Annotated in this window: 10 protein-coding genes; all 10 read right to left on the reverse strand. The window is 42.3% G+C overall.

The window, feature by feature from the left end:
- Positions 1–19 precede the first annotated feature (19 nt).
- Positions 20–1,648, reverse strand: coding sequence for a sulfatase family protein (locus K1F36_RS14230; protein ID WP_220114432.1), 1,629 nt, complete (start codon positions 1,646–1,648; stop codon positions 20–22).
- Positions 1,649–1,655: 7 nt separating this feature from the next.
- Positions 1,656–3,923: a beta-glucosidase BglX gene (gene bglX, locus K1F36_RS14235; protein ID WP_220114433.1), complete on the reverse strand. Its 2,268-nt coding sequence runs from the start codon at positions 3,921–3,923 to the stop codon at positions 1,656–1,658.
- Between the two features lie 26 nt (positions 3,924–3,949).
- Complete coding sequence (locus K1F36_RS14240) at positions 3,950–4,753, reverse strand: carboxylesterase family protein (protein WP_220114434.1); 804 nt, start codon at positions 4,751–4,753, stop codon at positions 3,950–3,952.
- A 1-nt stretch (position 4,754) separates the two neighbouring features.
- Positions 4,755–6,128, reverse strand: a complete 1,374-nt coding sequence (locus K1F36_RS14245; RefSeq protein ID WP_220114435.1) for a glucoamylase family protein — start codon at positions 6,126–6,128, stop codon at positions 4,755–4,757.
- Entirely contained in the window at positions 6,121–7,500 is a 1,380-nt protein-coding gene (locus K1F36_RS14250; RefSeq protein ID WP_220114436.1) for a glucoamylase family protein, read from the reverse strand. The genes K1F36_RS14245 and K1F36_RS14250 overlap by 8 nt, the downstream gene beginning before the upstream one ends.
- A gap of 57 nt (positions 7,501–7,557) precedes the next feature.
- Positions 7,558–9,354, reverse strand: coding sequence for a LamG-like jellyroll fold domain-containing protein (locus tag K1F36_RS14255; RefSeq protein WP_220114437.1), 1,797 nt, complete (start codon positions 9,352–9,354; stop codon positions 7,558–7,560).
- Between the two features lie 11 nt (positions 9,355–9,365).
- Positions 9,366–10,916, reverse strand: coding sequence for a RagB/SusD family nutrient uptake outer membrane protein (locus K1F36_RS14260; RefSeq protein WP_220114438.1), 1,551 nt, complete (start codon positions 10,914–10,916; stop codon positions 9,366–9,368).
- Between the two features lie 10 nt (positions 10,917–10,926).
- Complete coding sequence (locus tag K1F36_RS14265; RefSeq protein ID WP_258539079.1) at positions 10,927–13,959, reverse strand: SusC/RagA family TonB-linked outer membrane protein; 3,033 nt, start codon at positions 13,957–13,959, stop codon at positions 10,927–10,929.
- 262 nt (positions 13,960–14,221) lie between these two features.
- Positions 14,222–16,975: a helix-turn-helix and ligand-binding sensor domain-containing protein gene (locus tag K1F36_RS14270; RefSeq protein ID WP_258539080.1), complete on the reverse strand. Its 2,754-nt coding sequence runs from the start codon at positions 16,973–16,975 to the stop codon at positions 14,222–14,224.
- Between the two features lie 94 nt (positions 16,976–17,069).
- A complete protein-coding gene (locus K1F36_RS14275; RefSeq protein WP_220114440.1) occupies positions 17,070–17,678 on the reverse strand; it encodes an alpha-ketoglutarate-dependent dioxygenase AlkB family protein in 609 nt (202 codons plus the stop codon).
- Positions 17,679–17,690 lie beyond the last annotated feature (12 nt).

Here is a 17,690-nt window from a genome sequence, read left to right on the forward strand (position 1 = left end):
GGGCTTTTCCTATCTGATTTTACTCTATCGGTATTCCTCTTAATTTTTTAAAAGCTTCATAAGTCTTGTCCACTTTTTCTTTTGGAGTGGTCTCAAACTCTTTGTCCGTCACCTTGTAGTATGCTTGTAAACTGTCCAGTTTGTGATGCATGGCAACAATCACCTCTTTATATTCTTCGTCATTAATGGCATTATGTAATTCTTTGGGGTCCTTTTCCAAATCATAGAACTCCCATTCATCAATATCATCATAAAAATGGATAAGCTTGTACCTGTCTGTTCTAACCCCATATTGTCTTTTGACCATATGAAAGGCAGGAAAATCGTAATAATGATAATAAACGGCATCCTTAAAATCATCTTGAGTTCCATCCAATAACCCCCTAAATGATTCTCCTTGCATTTCAGAAGCATATTGCTGTCCGCCTGCCAAATCCAAAAACGTTGGGGCAAAATCCAAGTTCTGCACAAGGGCATTAATACTAGTCCCAGGTTCGATAACCCCAGGCAACTGCATCAACAACGGCATTTTCATGGACTCTTCGTACATAAACCGCTTATCGAACCAACCGTGCTCGCCCAAATAAAACCCTTGATCGGAAGTATATACCACCAAGGTGTTCTCGTCCAAGCCGGTTTCCTCCAAGTAGTCCAAAATCCGTCCTATACCCTCATCAACCGATTTTACGGTGGCTAAATACTCGTGTAGATACCGTTGCCCCTTCCATTTCGCCAATTCCTTTCCATGAAGGTCAGCTTCATAAAAGGCATTGTTTTTCGGTAGATAGGCTTCGTCCCAAATTTTTCGTTGTTCTGGGGTCATCCGCTCAAAATCGGTTGTCCATGGATTATGGGCCAAATCGGTACTTCCGAGACCATCGCTCATTTTTAGATCATGCCCTTCGTACATATCCTTGTATATGGTCTGTTGTTGCTCGGCAGCCGCAGTTTGATTTTCGAACTCAGGAAAATAGGTATCGGGCAAAGGAAACGTGATGGAATCGTAAACATTTAAATGGCGTAAGGCCGGCATCCAATTTCGGTGAGGGGCTTTGTGGTGCACCATCAAATAAAAAGGTTTTTGGCCATCTTTTCTTTCTTGAAGCCACTCCAAACTTTTATCAGTGATCAAATCCGTGGCATAGCCTTCGACCACGGTGGTGTCTTCTCCTTGGATAAATTCAGGATTATAATAGTTCCCTTGATCATTGAGAATATCCCAATAATCAAACCCAGTTGGTTTGCCATGCAGATGCCATTTGCCGACAATGGCGGTCTCATATCCTAGCTTTTTCAAATGTTTTGGTAAGGTAGGTTGACTGTTGTCAAACCGTTCACCGTTCATCCGAAACCCGTTGATATGACTGTGTTTTCCTGTCAATATAACCGCTCTACTTGGCCCGCAAATGGAATTGGTACAGAAGTTATTCTGAAAAATGGCCCCATTCTTGGCAATCCTGTCAATATTTGGGGTCGGAGCTAATTTTCCCAACTCATGGTTATAGGCACTGATAGCCTGATAGGCATGATCATCCGACATTATAAAAATGATGTTGGGAGGACCTATGGCAAGCTCTTCTTTAGGTTTTTCTTTCTGTTTGCAAGAAACGATAAGGAATAATCCAAGAAGTGTTAATCCAATGCGCATAACCAATCTATTTTAGCGTGAATGATTCTGATAGCTCTGCATCGGAATCGGTTCCAACAAACACTTCGAATTCACCTGGTTCTGATACAAATTCGAGTTGGGCATTATAGAATTTCAAATCGTCTGCCGAAAGGGTAATCGTTACTTCCTTGCTCTCCCCTTTCTTAAGCATGACTTTCTTAAAACCTTTTAACTGTCGTTTTGGTGGCGTGATGCTTCTGACCACATCCCTCAAATATAATTGCACCACTTCTTCTCCATCGTAATCCCCTGTATTTTTAACCGTTACGGTAGCTGAAACTGATTCACCCTGAGCGATTTCTTTTTTATTCAATTTGAGTTTCCCATACTCAAATGTGGTATAGCTTAATCCATAACCGAAAGGTAAGAGTGGTGCATTGGGCGCATCCAGATAATTGGACCGGAATTTTTGAAATTCGCCACTTTCCGGTGCAGGCCTACCAGTGACCTTTGCACTATGATAGATTGGTATTTGCCCCACATTTACCGGCCACGTAGCGGTCAACTTTCCCGATGGATTGTAATCACCAAAAACCACATCGGCAATAGCATTACCGGCTTCCACTCCTGGATGCCAAACCTGCAAAATGGAAACGGGCATATCAAATTCTTCTGGAATCGTTAACGGTCTGCCGCTCATCAAAACCAAGGCAACCGGTTTCCCAGTCTCCACTAATGCATTTATCAGTTTCTTTTGACTTTCTGGAATGGAAATATCGGTCCGACTGGATGACTCTCCACTCATTTCGGTCGCCTCACCGACCACTGCAACGACCACATCCGAAGTTTTTGCCAATACAATAGCTTCTTGAAGCATTGCTTCAGGCGATTGCATATCGATGACTATTCTTTCTCCAAGTGAATTTACATTTTTGGCAAAATCAACATCATTTGAGATATTGGCGCCCTTGGTATAATCAATGGTAGCATTTGGTGCCACGTTTTTGAATCCTTCCAAAATGGTCACTGCCAGATTAAAATCCCCTGTTGGCGCCCAAGTTCCGAGCATATTTTCCCTGCTATCGGCCAATGGACCTACTAAAGCAATTTTTCCTTGCTTTTTCAAAGGAAGAACGTTGTTGTGGTTTTTTAGCAATACGAAGGAACGGGTCGCCAATTTGCGTGACAGTGCCCTGTTCGCATCGGTCAATATATCCTTTTTAGGACGCTTGGAATCCAAGTATTTGTAGGGGTCATCAAAAAGTCCGGAAATGTATTTGGCCTCCAATACTCTTCGGCAAGCGTTAGTAATATCCGCTTCGGTTACTTTGCCTTCATCCAAGGATTTCTTTAAAGTGGTCAAAAAGCCCTCACCTACCATATCCATATCCAATCCCGCCTTCAACGCCAATGCAGAAACTGCTTGAAGATCTCCCAAGCCATGTGGAATCATTTCGTTCAATGAGGTATAATCGGATACTACGAAACCTTCAAACCCCCATTGATTACGAAGTAAATCAGTCAACAGCCATTTATTTCCTGTGGCGGGCACACCGTCCACATCATTGAAAGAACTCATCACACTGGCAGCTCCTGCATCGATGGCAGCTTTATAGGGCTGCATATATTGGTTGAACATTTTGATTTTACTCATGTCCACTGAATGATAATCCCTACCGGCCTCGACAGCACCGTAAAGCGCAAAATGTTTTACACAAGCCAACATAGTATGGGAAGCAGCCAAATCATCTCCCTGATATCCTTTTACCATGGCTTCGGCAATTCTGGAACCTAAATATGGATCCTCGCCCGCCCCTTCGGAGATTCGTCCCCAACGTGGGTCGCGTGCAATATCGACCATAGGGGAAAAATTCCAGTTGATACCATCTGCGGTGGCTTCCCTAGCGGCCATTTGGGCTGCTTGTTCTACCAAATCCATGTCCCAACTGGCAGAAAGACCCAATGGAATTGGGTATGTGGTCTTATAACCATGGATAACATCCGACCCAATAAGAAGCGGTATGCCCAATCGGCTATCGTTTACCGCAATTTCCTGTGCTTTCCTAACCCTATCCGGGCCCGCTACGCCAAAAAGGCCTCCTACTTGCCCGGACTTTATTTTTGTCCCTACATCTTTACTGACCACTTCTCCTGTGGCCACGCCGCCCCCAGGCGTTAATAGGTTCAATTGACCTATTTTTTCTTCAATGGTCATTTTGTTCAGTAACTCTTCTACTTGAGGAATCCGTTTTTGGGCTTTTGCACCCATAACGGCAAATCCCATTAGTGCGAGCAAGAGTTTTTTATAGTACATGATCAGGTTGTTTTGATATTTTATTCTTATTCTGATATTGCCTGAATTGGTTTTTTGACATGAGAAAACAACCAAGGCAATAGATCAGGCTCAGCAAAAGCTGGGTCCCAACTATTGTGATTGGCAAAATCGTAGATTGTAAATTTTGGATATACCCCAGCTTTTAAAAGTGCGGAGACCATTTCCATGGATTGTAATGGATGTACCACATTGTCCTGAGCTCCGTGAAAGACCCACAATGGGGTATTTTGTGCATAATTGGACACGGATTCCGGTTCACCTCCACCACAAATCGGCACTGCCGCTGCAAAGGTATCCGGCTTTCTGCTCAATAGCTCAAAGGTGCCCATACCTCCCATGGATAGCCCCATTAAATACACTTGATTATCGTTGGTGTACGGCTCGGCGATGGTGGTTTCCAGTAACTCCATTACCATTTCCAATGGTTTGGTAGGGCCTTCACTGTATTTAAAATCCAAATTGATAGGGTACGAACTTCTGTCCACATCTACACTTGCCCAATAACTATCTGTAGGGCACTGTGGAAAAATTACCACGGCCGGATATTTTTCCTGTAAATAATCCGTCGCAAACAGTTTGCCTCCGTTCCACAATTGTTTTTCATTGTCGTTACCACGCTCACCTGCACCATGAAGAAATAGAACAACAGGATAATTCCCATCTTCTTTAAAGTTCTTTGGATACATAATGCGGTACCTTAATGTATCGTTTCCATCAATTAACATTTTAGCTTCATATTTGGACTGCCATTGTGCAGAAACCAAAGTACAAGCAAGGAACATCAGAAATAATGATAATTTTTTTGCCATATTAAAATCCAATTTTGGTCAAACCAGCTTGAATGTCTTCGTTACCCATGAACAAATCCCAAAGCAATCCGGTTCGATAGTTTTCAATCATAATGATCTGTGGTCCTTGGTCAATCGCTAAATAAGCCTCTGCCACCCAATCGTGTTCTGGGCTAAAAGCATCATAAAATCCTGCAGGCCCCAACAAATCGTCTCTATTTCTGTAAAAATAATGCATTGCGACAAGAGATTCGTCCGGCGCGTAAGGAATTGAGCTTATAGCCGCCGTTGGTGAGATAACGCCTGTATCGTTATTGGGGCTATGGGCATTGTACCCTATGCTCCCATCATTATTTCTTGAGTAACTCGCTGTAAGCCCCCAACAATCTGCTCCGTAATCTTGATGAAACCCGGGATTTGCCACACAATATTCATAATTGATCATGGTGTGATTTACGTTTACATCCCAATAGTTGACATAATCATCGGAAAGGTTTCTTGGGTCGAGCCCCAAATAGGAATAATGTGCCCAAAATAGTGGCCCACCAAATTGCTCAGCGCCGTTGTGCTTTACCAAGAGTGGATAACCGTATTGGGTATTTGATGATTGTATTCCTCCATTGGAAGCCCAACCGTTGGTATAAACTTCCTTTTCGATAGTAAAATCGGGTGAAGCGGCCGCCATGACATAGGTTATCAAAACTTCGTTGTACCCTTCAAGCGGCATATTGATTGCAAAATCATGATTTGGGCTCCAGTGCCAATACAATACATTTTGATTTTGTGTATACCAATCCCATTCCACACCTTTCCAGAGATTATCAGCATGTTGGGCCAGTGCTTGTTCTACATCCGTCCCATTTTTGAAATATTCCTTTATACAAACCAAACCTTGTGCCAAGAAGGCGGTCTCTACCAAATCACCTCCATCATCCAAGTCGCTAAATGGGATAACGGCACCTGTAGCACCATTTATCCAATGTGGCCAAGCCCCATGAAATCGGTCCGCATTTTCAAGAAAATCCAATAAGGTATTCAATCGCTCCACGGCTTCTGTCCGAGAAACATATCCTCTTTCAATACCTACCAAAATAGCCATAAGCCCGAACCCCGTTCCACCTGCCGTTACAACACCTTCACTGTTTCCGGGGTCATTGGGGTGATATCTTTCCCTTGCGCCACCGGAGTTGGAATCGGCATAGTCCCAGAAATATTTAAAGGTTTCCTCTTGGGTCAAATCCAATAGTTCTTCATCCGAAATTGCAGGTTCTTCTTCCTCTTCTTCGGAACCGCTACCTGGCAGCTCTGGTTCTGTGGGAACATAGGTATAGTCATCGCCTCCACAGGACAGCATCACAATCGAAAAAAGTGAGAGGTATATTGCTTTTTTAATCATCTGTGTTTGTGATCTCGGGGCTTTCAAAACCCAACTTCTTCAAGCCTTTTTGTACTTCTTCATTGGCCATGAACAATTTCCAGAACAATCCACTTCGATAGTTTTCAATCATCACTGGAATTGGACCTTGGTCTATTGCCAAGTATCGTGGCAAGTACCAATCTTCCTCTAGGCTGAAAGCGTCGTAAGGACCGTACTTTCCTATGAGGCTATCCTGTTCTTTGTACATAAACCGTAAAAATTGCTTGCTCTCTTCGGGAGTATATGGCATGGAAGAAAGTGCTGCGGTTGGGGAAATTACGCCCAAATCAGCTTCGGGTCGGTGCCCAGCATATCCATTTATGGAATAGCTTGAGGTGAGACCCCAGCAATCTTTTCCATACCCTTCATAATCCTTCGGATTGTCCACACAATATTTATAGTGAATCAATGCATGGTTCTTGTTCAGTTTCCAATAGTCGCCAAATTGATCCTTCAACCCTTTAGGATTAAGTCCTAAGTAGGAATAATGCGCCCAAAACAAGGGCCCAACGGGTGCATTACTATGCTCATAATGATTGAGTTCAGTTTCTAGGCCGTAGTATGTGGTATCTTTGGCGATTTGTCCGTCGACTCCCCAACCTTTTTCATAAACTGATTTTTTGATAGGGTGTGAGGGAGATGCTGCTGCCAAAATATACATAATCAGGGCTTCGTTGTAACCACCTACGGGAAAGTTCATTTCCCATTGGTACTCGGGACTCCAATGCCAGTATAGCACCTCTTCTCCGTTCTTGGTATACCAGTCCCACTCAACTTCTTCCCATAGCTCTTGGATTTTTTGGGCCAATTGCTGTTCACGTTCATTTCCATCCTTAAAATAGGCTTGAACGGTCAGTAATCCTTGCACCAAAAAAGCTGTCTCTACCAAATCTCCTCCATTGTCTTTTTTGCTAAAAGGGGTCACTTTTCCTGATGGTAACAGCCAATGGGGCCAAGCCCCATGAAAACGGTCTGCATTTTCTAAAAAACCAACAATTTGCTCGTAGCGTTCCAGTGCCTGTTCACGGGTGATGAATTCTCTTTCGACACCTACCAAAATGGCCATCAGTCCAAAACCTGAACCTCCTGTGGTAATAATGTCCTTATCGTGGTTGGGGTAGACTCCATCCATGTGAATTCGTTCCCTAGCCAATCCTGAGACCGGTTCTGCTCCATCCCAAAAGTAGTTGAAGGTCTGGTATTGGACCGAATCGAGCAACGCCTCATCGGTATAAGCCAAACTATCCGAATAACTTTCAGATGTTGATTCTTTGCTTTTTTCCTTAGTTTTTTGGCCATTGCACCCTATAAGTAGGGTGACAACGGCCAATGGTAATACAATTAACCTCATAGAAATAACTAAACTTACTAACTCAAATATTTTGATGTGCTACAAACAAGTAGCTCATTAATTGTTCATGACTTCCTGTACCTCTTCTTGGGTAAGGGATTTATTGTAGAACCGTAGTTCATCTATTTGACTTTCGTCCGATAAATGGCCCCACTCGGTAAATCTTGGTGCACCGGAACCTATACTGAAGAAATCACAATCGGTCCAATCGATACCGGATATTGTATTTTGTCCCACTGGTTCTCCATCGATATAAACGACAGCATTGGAACCAGAAATTGTAATGGCCAAGTGTATCCAACCCGTTGCAACCAATGGATCTAGGTCGGCATTTTCTCCGCCATCTACCCATACATCCGCTGTGCCATCACCTACATTTAGCTTGAAGCGTTGCATTCCACCTACATTTTCCCTAAAGAAACGGAATCCGCTGGTTCTAAGGTTCTGAACTTCTGGATAGCCAGCATTTTCGGTATCCTCCGGTCCTGACGTTAAAATACCTGCGTTATTTTCGGTCACATTCATTTTGTACCACATGGTAGCACTAAAATTGTCTGATGTCAATCCTTGCGTTGGGAATGTCAAATATGAATCTACAGCTCCGGCGTAGGCATCCGTACCTTCTAAGCTCTCTCCTGCAAATCCTGGGTTTCCAACTTCGGTTGCCTCAATTTCCCTGAACATTTCCATATAATCCCCGTCAAATGGCATGTAGAAGAATTCCCCGTCAAATGTTGGTGGGTAAGATGAAACAAATTCTCCCGAATCATCGGCCATAATAGTTTGAATTTCTTCTTGGGTGATTGCTCGATTGAAAATTCTAAGCTCATCCATCAAACTTTGGTCGGAAAGATGGTTCCACTCGGTAAAGTTAGGTGCTCCCGACATGATAGAAAGGACATTGCAATCGGTCCAATCAATACCTGGGAAGGCATTTTGACTTACGACTTGACCATTGATATAAACCGTGGCCTCGGAACCTGATAAAGTAAATGCCAAGTTCACCCATTCACCGGTAGAAGGATCTACATCTGCCATTTCTCCACCATCAAACCATTCTGCTCCTTCACCATAACCTGCGGTGAGCTTGAATCTTTGTTCTCCACCGGCATTTTCCCTAAAAAAGGCAAAGCCTTTGTTTCTATCATTTGTGGTTCCATCAGTCATTGGAGGGCTCATGGTCAAAATACCAGCCCTGTCCGGCACGGCATTTATTTTCACCCAGAAAATGGCACTGAACTCAGGATTTGTCAATCCATCTGTTGGCAATGTTAAATAAGCTCCTTCTGCTCCGACATAAGCACCTGAACCGCTTAGGCTTTCTTCTTCACTTGCAAATGATGGGCTACCTACTATGGTCGGAGTTTGGAAAGAAATTAAATCTATCCAATCGCCGTCAAAAGGCATATATAAAATCTCACCTTCATATTTTGGAATATAAGGTGGTTCCTTTGAGAAGTTTACAGTCGTAGAAGTAGTTTTACCATCCAAATCGGTAGCGGTTACCATTAACTCGTGCTCTCCGTCACCCAACCCTTCGTATACCAAATCGTTTACGAGTACACGGCGGTAATCTATGTATCCTCCATTATAACTGGCAATTGTATTGCCATCCAATATTACATTTATAGATCCGACCTCAATATCATCGGTAACTTCAAAGGATATGTTTATCGATGTAGTCTCGGCAGGCACTTTAATCACATTTCCTGCCACTGGCGTATTTATGGTAACCTGTGGTGCTGTTTCATCCACTCCGGCATCCACTGCCGTTATAGGGTCGATTCCTTGGTCACATCCATAAAAAAGCAGAACGGCCAGACAGTTAATCAGAATAAATCTTATGGTTTTCATTTTTACTTGTATTAATTGTTGATTATATCCATCAAAATCGGGAATTCATCAATTTGATCTTGATGGTAAGTAACAAAAGTTCTATCCGGGGTAAAGGTTCTTCCTTCGAAGCTCAGCTCCTCATATCTGCCCAATCTGACCATGTCCAAAAATCGCTTGCCCCATTCCATGGCCAGTTCTGCATATTTCTCGTCGACCACCTGATCTAGGGTAACTCCGCTTATGGGTGCCAATCCAACTCTGCCCCTTACCATGTTCACCGCTTGATCTGCAGTCATTCCGGAACCAGTTGCCCCATGTAGCAAGGCTTCTGCATAAATCAACAATGTTTCTGCGTATCTATAAACTATATAGTTTTTATTACTTCCATAATCTGTTCGACCCATAATCAATTGATTACTGGGCAAATAATGTTTTCCACTACAGAAAATAGCCCTTTCATTATCCAACAATACATCTCCGTCCCGAGTTTCTGGTGAAACGAAATCTGGCAATGTTTCGGCAGTATAACCAGTGGATGAAATAATACTGTCTATTCCGTTTTGGGTGAACAGTACAGTTGTTTCCAGACGTTCGGTTTCTCCCCTATCCAACATGAATTTAACATATTTCATACTGGGTTCGAAAAAGCCCCATCCACCTGCTGAACCAGCTACGGACGGTGTCCATCCATTGGGGCCGTAAGGTGCGTAAAGATGACCTACCCTATCTCCCGTTCCCGAATTAAAGTCCGAATATTGGAGTTCGAACAGGTTTTCATCGCTCAACTTTCCGGGGGTTTTAAACAACTCATAATAATCTGACATCAAGGAGAATTTACCCGAACTTATTATCTGACCGGCCGCATCTGCAACTGCTTGGTAGTTTTCCAGTTCTTGATTCGCCAAAGCTTTCACCATTAATGCTGTATATCGGGTTACTCCACCTGGCAAATCTGTACGTTCGTTGGGCCTCATATTGGGCAATAATGGAATTGCTTCGTCCATTTGGTCGGATATGTGCTGCATCACCTCTTCTTTGGTGGGTACAGAGGTCACATTTTCAAAAGCACTTAAATCTGAAGACTCCGGAATAAATACTGCGCCATAGACCTGCGACAATTGAAAAAGCAATATAGATCGTAGAACCTTTGCCTCGGCTATGTATCGGTTCCCTAGGGCAATTCCGTCCTCATCGGCAAACTCCATGTACCTTTCAATTTGTTCCATTCCTGTATGTGCCGCAATGATATCACCGTAGTAGGTTTCCCATAAGGTTCTTGAACCAAAAAAGGAGTTATCATATACATAACGGTCTTGATTTTTAAGACCCTGCTGATCACCTGCTGCATTTACATCATCTCCCCGGGTTGCCACAACCAAAGGCTGCTCCCACCCTCTATCGTTGACTGCCTGATAGATTCCGGTTAAGGAGAAAATCATATCACTTGTCTTTGAAAAATCGGTCCCACCAGCAAAATTATTGTTGAGTTCTGGTTGGTCAAGTTCACTACTGCAGCTTGAAATCAAGATGCCCAAGAATGCGAAGACCGTAAAAAAATTGTTTGTTTTTATTAATTTCATAGCTTTTGTTTTATATTTTAATATTGACACCCAATGTGTATACTCCTGGTATTGGGTAAGTCTGATTGTCCCTTCCATCTTGCACCTCCGGAGTGAAACCGTTATAATTAAATAAGGTAAGAGGTCTCTCCGCTGTCACATAAAATCGTATTTGTGGGCTGAACTTCCCTGTCAATTCTGGTAGGGTATATCCCAGAGTTACATTTTGCAACCTCACGAAATCACCTTTTTCAACAAAGAAGCTATTGAGGAACTGATTGCTCCATGGGTTTCTGATACCTCTTGCAGAAGGATAGGAATTGGTAGAGCCAGCACTGGTCCAACGGTTTACTGCAAAATCCCTATCTATGTTCGGGTCAGGGGTTTGACGAATTGCGAATCGTTTTTGATTGGCAATAACATTTCCTCCTTGTCCTATTACATTTAAGGAGAAATCCCATGCCTTGTAATTGAGACCAAGATTGAATCCAAAAGTATAGGTGGGTATGTACGACCCTAAATCGACACGGTCTTGCGCATCTATCATCATATCTCCATTGTGGTCCACGAACCTAAAATCGCCAGGTTCAACAGTCAAACCATTAGCTATAGCAGTTTGAGCAGCTGGGTCATTTTGTATCTCTTCTGGTGTTTGGTACACCCCAGCAACCTCAAGTCCGAAGAAAGGATTTATAGTTCCCCCGACCACGGTCCTTTGTGCAACATCGCCCCCTGAAGTCAAATTTTCCTGGCCTTTAAGGTCCAGTACTTCATTTTTAAGGGTTGAAAAGTTTGCACCTATATTGTAACTGAAATTGTCTGAAACCTTCTTGTTCCAATTCAACACCACTTCAAATCCTGTATTCCTTATTTTTCCAACATTCTGCCTAGTGGTTCCCGGCACTAACAATCTGGAAACTGGAATAACCGCGTCCCGAGTATCCCTTCTAAAGTAATCGGCCTCCATGGACAATTGATTGTTGAACATTCTTGCCGTTATACCCACATTGGTCTCTGCCGTTACTTCCCATTTAAGAGCTTCAAAATCGCTACTGGTGACCTGCCCGGGATATGGGGTGTCTCCAAATGCCGCAACCACTTCCTCCGAAGTAATACCTCCTGAACTGGATGCCACGTTGGCGTTCCCCAATTCACCCCAGCTTCCTCTAAACTTTAGAAAATTGATTGCATTGGTTTCAGGAAAAAAAGATTCTTCGGAAATTACCCAACCAGCACCAATTGTTGGAAAATACCCCCATTTCTCTTGATACTTACTGGTTCCATCCGCACGTACCGTACCATATAGAAGGTATCGGTCATCAAAATTATAGGCAATCCGGCCAAAATAGGAAAAGAAATATTCCCTTGCACCGTCGTCACCCGTAACCCTAACGCGGTCGTTATCCACACTGGTATCGATAGTATCGGCCAAATCCAAATAATAGGATTCATCCCCAATTCCCGGGCCATTGGGGAAATTCAATCCTTTTACTTCCAAGAGTTCAAAAGATCTATCCCTAAATGCAGTACCTGCCAAAACGGTCAAGTTATGTTTTCCAAAACTGTCGTTATAAGTTAAAGTATTGTCCCAGGTCTGTTCTGAAAAATTTTCGGTTCTTTTTATCAATTCTGCATTTTCCCTAAAGGCATCTCCATTTCCAAAAAAGTAAGGAAGTCTTACTTCTCTAACTTCCAAAGTTTCATAGTTGTGGTAATACGCTGTCTTAAATGTTAATTTATCCGGAACTAGTTCATAGCTCAAGTCAATGGTCATCAATGTATTCCTTGTCTTGTTTCTATTTTGCGTATTTTCCATTATTGGGAAAGGGTTTTGGGTGCCCCTATATCCTAAATCCTGTGCATTGGCATAAGGTCTTGGGTAGGCCTCTGTTTTGGAAGGATCCAGAACAGGCATAACGGGTACTGCAAAATATGCCAGTGCAAAAGCAGTGTCTTCTGGCCTAAATCTGGTAGCATTGCTAAAAAGAGTGGACACTCCTACGCTTAGACGATCACTAACATCAAAATTCAATTTGCTCCGAATATTGAATCGTTCATAATCGTTCTTCATTTTAAGTATCCCTTCCTGTTCAAAATAGTTCAAGCCAACAGAATAAGTAATATTTTCCGATCCACCGGCTACACCAAAACTATGGTTTTGCTGTAGGGCATGCCTAAGAATCAAATCGTACCAATCCGTATTAACGTTTGGAACATTGGGATTAATCCTACTTCTACCATATCGTTGTATGGCATTTTCAATGTATTGTGCCTCAGCTGCCGACCCCGATTCCCTAGCTAAGTTTACAAACTGTTCCGAATTGGAAAGTTTCACCAAGTTTTGGGCCACTTGGACCCCTTGATAACCGCTATAAGTAATCTGAGGCTTTTGATTTGGCCTACCTGATTTGGTTTCGATCAATACAACACCATTTGCAGCACGAACACCATAAATAGCAGCCGCGGAAGCATCTTTAAGTACAGAAATACTTTCTATATCCTCCGTATTCAAAAAATCGATGTCGTCGAAAAAAGTACCATCCACAACATAGAGCGGATTGGATGCCCCCCCTACATATGAACCGATACCTCTTACCCGAATAGTAGGACCGGTACCTGGTGCACCACTACTTACCACCTGTAAACCCGCCACCTTACCTTGAAGAGCCTGCATAGCGGCACCGGAAGGGGTTCGGGCTATATCTTCAGATTTCACAGTTGCAATGGAACCTGTTAAATCAGCTTTCTTCTGTGTTCCATAGCCGACCACAACAACTTCATCTAGACTTTGCGTGTCTTCCTGCATCGTCAAGTTGATAGTTGTTCTATTATTAATTGGTATGGTTTGAGAGGTAAAACCAACGTAACTGAATACCAATGAACCATCTCCCGGAACGTTGTCCAAGGTATAGTTTCCATCAAAGTCCGTTTGGATTCCTGTTGTAGTACCCTCAAGTACCACACTTGCTCCAGGCAAGGGTTGCCCTTGTTCATCGGTTACCGTTCCCGAAACCGTTATATTGTTTTGGGCCAAAACGACGACCTGAAACAATAAAAATGACATTAGCAAAAGTTTGCTTTTAATTTTCATAATTGTGCAAAAATAGAGTTAGATTTTTACTAAATTAATAAAGAGTGTGTCGATGGCAGGCTGATTGGAATACATAATAAATACATCATTTTTAAAATGCTTTGAAAGCCTTGTTTCACAGCGTTTGCAGTATACTCTCTTTATTTTGATGTAAAAAAAATTAACATAGTGATGTAGTCTTGATGTAGTCAAAAAAACTGCGCCAACCACTTTTAAAACTCTTATATTACAGGTTTTAAAAAGTGATGAGAAAGTTGGAAAGATTATCCGAACTATCCATATCGAGCTTTTTTCGGAGACGGTATCGATGTATTTCCACCCCTCTAACGGTTATCCCCATCAACGGTGCGATTTCCTTTGTAGAAAGATTCATTTTTAGGTAAGCACATAGCTTTAGATCTTTTGGGGTCAAAGACGGGTAGGATTTCAACAATCGCTCAAAGAAATCTTGGTGCAATTCCTTGAAATTTACTTCAAAACGTCTCCAATCCTCGGTATCTTCTATGGAACTGTTCAGCTTTTTTATAAATGTTCGGTATCGCTGTGAATTGGAGAACTTATCCTTGTTCATGATCAGCATATTCTTCAACTCCAAGATCATTTCGTTTTTTCGGGCAATGTTCAAGGTTGTACTGGCCAGTTCGTTCTGTTTTTGTTTTACCTCCTTGGCCAATTCCTCCTTCTCCATCTTGTCCATGCGCTCTTGCTGTTCGTGATGTAATCGCTCCTCCAGTTCCCTATGTTTTCTTTCCAATTTCTTCCGGTTGTACCTTCTTACCAAGTAAATGGCCAAAAATCCTAAAGCAGCATAGAAGAACAGACTCCACCAAGAAAAGTACCACGGTGGTGATATGGTAAAATTAAGCTGTTTAAGTTCAGAAGTGGTGGTGTCCATGCCCGCCGTGGCAATCTTGAAGGTGTATTCCCCATAGGGCAGGTTTTGAAAATTGATGGCACCGCCTTCCACATATTGGGAGTATTCTTTGGGCCCTTCCAATTTGTAATAGTAATGTGGGTATATGTACTCGGGCGAAGCCACTTCGATGGTTATGGACTGTGCGTATCGAAATGGCACTTCAATATTATCATCCATTACGGAATGCTTGCTTTCTTGATCTTTAAAAACGATAAAGCTTGGGGTCGGAAGCTTTTCTTGTTTAGAAATTTCCTTTACATTGATCTTGGCAAATCCATCTATAAGGGTGATGTAAGAGGTGCTATCGTTTACCTTGACCAAGTTTTGAGAGTCCGGTGCCAAACGTTCCCGTAATGGCAGATCGGTAAGCATTAAACTGTCTCCCTTCAGGTCGGTATATATAATGGCCTTTTGTTCATCATCATCCACGAACCAAAAATATTCTTCATCAAAAAACAACAACTCCTTGTTCTTATAATGCTTGAATTCCTCAAACCTTTCAATTTTATCACCAATAGGATTGTAGGTAAACCAATTGCCCTCGCTATTGAGCACAATATGATTTTTGATGTTGTACAACTTTGCATTGTACTCGCTGGGCGCATCTTTTTGCTTGAATTTTTGGACTTTGTCAATCTTGTTGTACTCAGCCCCTTTAAAATGAATTCTTGAAAAACCCTTGTACGGATGTGCCGTCCAGAGAATATTGGGTGTTTCAAAACACAACTGTTTCACGGGCTCATCTACACCTTCAATCTTGACTACGCTCCACGTTCCATCTTCAAGTTTGGTGAATTTGGCAAGTCCATTGTATGTACCTTGAACATAGGTAGATTTCTTGTCCGGCACTTTAATCATCTGATAACCACCGGCAACCTCACTGATGAGCTCAAAACTGTTTTTGGACACTTTAAAGGTTCCCCGGGTATGCCCACAGAGCAAATCCCCCTCGATCACTTCCAAATCCCATACATGACCCTGTGAGCCGTTCACGAACTTAAGCTGGCTGCCATCAAAATAAAAAACTCCTGTGTTGCTTCCCAGAAATAATGTACCATTATACCAAGCAATATCGTAGACCATTCCCAGCGAACCGGTATAATCCGTAAAGTATGTTATGGGATTGTTCAGCTTCGCCCTCGCCATTCCATTGTCCAGTCCCAGCCAGAGTAGATCCTTATACAATAATGAGGAAAGCACTGTATTGTTCTGAAGCCCGGATTCCCGATTTAAAACATTGTACTTACCCGATTCGGAATTATACAGGTACATTCCATTTTTAATGGTTCCAAAGCCCAAGAGGTTTTCTCCCAAAAGGGTTATTTTGTTTAATTGGTGTTCCTTGAGGTCATCGTTGATAGATGCCTGCCATGGAGTCAACTGTTTCCCATCATATAAAAAACACCCACTTAGTTTGGTGCCTATCAGTAAATTTCCTCCAAAAATAGCTATGTCATTAATGGTTTTCCCTGTCAATATATCATGGCCCGGTAAAGGGAGATAGGTATCTCCTTGGATTTCAAAAAGTCCAACAAATCCTCCAGCGACTATCAATTTACCGTTGAACTCGATAAGGTCCGAGACCACAAAGGGCGGGTCTATAACCGTAATCTTATCATCTGCATAACAATAAATGGCCGAAAAGGAACGGAACATGACCTTACCGTCCGATGATTGAAAAATTTCCCAGAATTCTTCATTTGTAAACGTATGATTTTTGATAAGGTGAGTCAATGAGGTATAGGCCAGTTCACCAAACTCGTTTTTGGTCCAATAACCAAATTCTTCATAAGATCCGGTATAAACCTTATCGCCAATGCTTTTCACAGACCTTATGATCGTATTGTTGGGTAGTTTGTTCAACGTCCATTGTTCACCATTATAATGCAACAGACCTTTGTTGTTCGCCACAAACAACTCTCCATTTTCATTGATAGAAACATCCCAGTTTTTGGTGCCTCCCTTATAATCCAACAATTGATAATTTTGGATGGGCGGTAACAACTGTTGCCCGTTGACCGATAAACAGACAACTAAAAACAAAATGGATTTCATCCTAAGTAACACTGGCATTCTCGTTGATTTATCGGTCAAAGATCTTTCTAAACCATGAATTTACAAAACTGCCTTTGGAAATAGAGCGTTACCTTATGCACATGCATGAAAATTATAATTCGATTGTCCTAAATGTCAAATTGATTCTGGGAGTACGCACTTTCTTTGTTGGCGGTAAACGGTGTAGCCAATGTGTTTGTGTCTCACCCTTCATTACCAATAAGCTACCATGACCCAGCCATAATTCCACCTTTTCTTTGGTGCTTTTATGTTTGAAGACAAATTTACGTTCCACTCCAAAACTCAACGAGGCTATGGCTCCCTCTTGTTTTAATTCCTTTTCATTGTCGGAATGCCAGCCCATACCTTCTTCACCCGAATGGTACACATTGAGCAAACATGAATTATAGGTTTCCATGGAAAGGCTCTCCGTCAATTTTTTAAGTTCCATTAACTCGGGAGTCCAAAACAATGCCCTCTTTGTGCTGTTGGAATAAGTGTACTCAAAAGGTTTATCACCAAACCAAGCCACTTTTCTCTTGGTTACTATGCGCTTGCCGAACATATGTACCACATCGTGTTCCCAAGGAATGGTATTGAGCAGTTGTTCGAAGTAAAAATCAGCTTTTTCCAGTGCTACAATAGGTCCGAAATAATTCACGGTGCCGTCCTTGGGCAGTATATTCTGATTCGGGTCTATCTGATTCCTGAATAAATCCATCTTCTGTCCTTT

This window comes from Flagellimonas abyssi, assembly GCF_019457905.1.
Taxonomy (GTDB): Bacteria; Bacteroidota; Bacteroidia; order Flavobacteriales; family Flavobacteriaceae; genus Flagellimonas; species Flagellimonas abyssi.

Bases quoted from the DNA above. Each gene is read 5' to 3' on its own strand.
- bglX (WP_220114433.1), bottom strand. From the start codon at position 3,923: ATGTACTATAAAAAACTCTTGCTCGCACTAATGGGATTTGCCGTTATG.
- K1F36_RS14260 (WP_220114438.1), bottom strand. From the start codon at position 10,916: ATGAAATTAATAAAAACAAACAATTTTTTTACGGTCTTCGCATTCTTG.
- K1F36_RS14265 (WP_258539079.1), bottom strand. From the start codon at position 13,959: ATGTCATTTTTATTGTTTCAGGTCGTCGTTTTGGCCCAAAACAATATA.
- K1F36_RS14255 (WP_220114437.1), bottom strand. From the start codon at position 9,354: ATGAAAACCATAAGATTTATTCTGATTAACTGTCTGGCCGTTCTGCTT.
- K1F36_RS14270 (WP_258539080.1), bottom strand. From the start codon at position 16,975: ATGCCAGTGTTACTTAGGATGAAATCCATTTTGTTTTTAGTTGTCTGT.
- K1F36_RS14250 (WP_220114436.1), bottom strand. From the start codon at position 7,500: ATGAGGTTAATTGTATTACCATTGGCCGTTGTCACCCTACTTATAGGG.
- K1F36_RS14240 (WP_220114434.1), bottom strand. From the start codon at position 4,753: ATGGCAAAAAAATTATCATTATTTCTGATGTTCCTTGCTTGTACTTTG.
- K1F36_RS14245 (WP_220114435.1), bottom strand. From the start codon at position 6,128: ATGATTAAAAAAGCAATATACCTCTCACTTTTTTCGATTGTGATGCTG.
- K1F36_RS14230 (WP_220114432.1), bottom strand. From the start codon at position 1,648: ATGCGCATTGGATTAACACTTCTTGGATTATTCCTTATCGTTTCTTGC.
- K1F36_RS14275 (WP_220114440.1), bottom strand. From the start codon at position 17,678: ATGGATTTATTCAGGAATCAGATAGACCCGAATCAGAATATACTGCCC.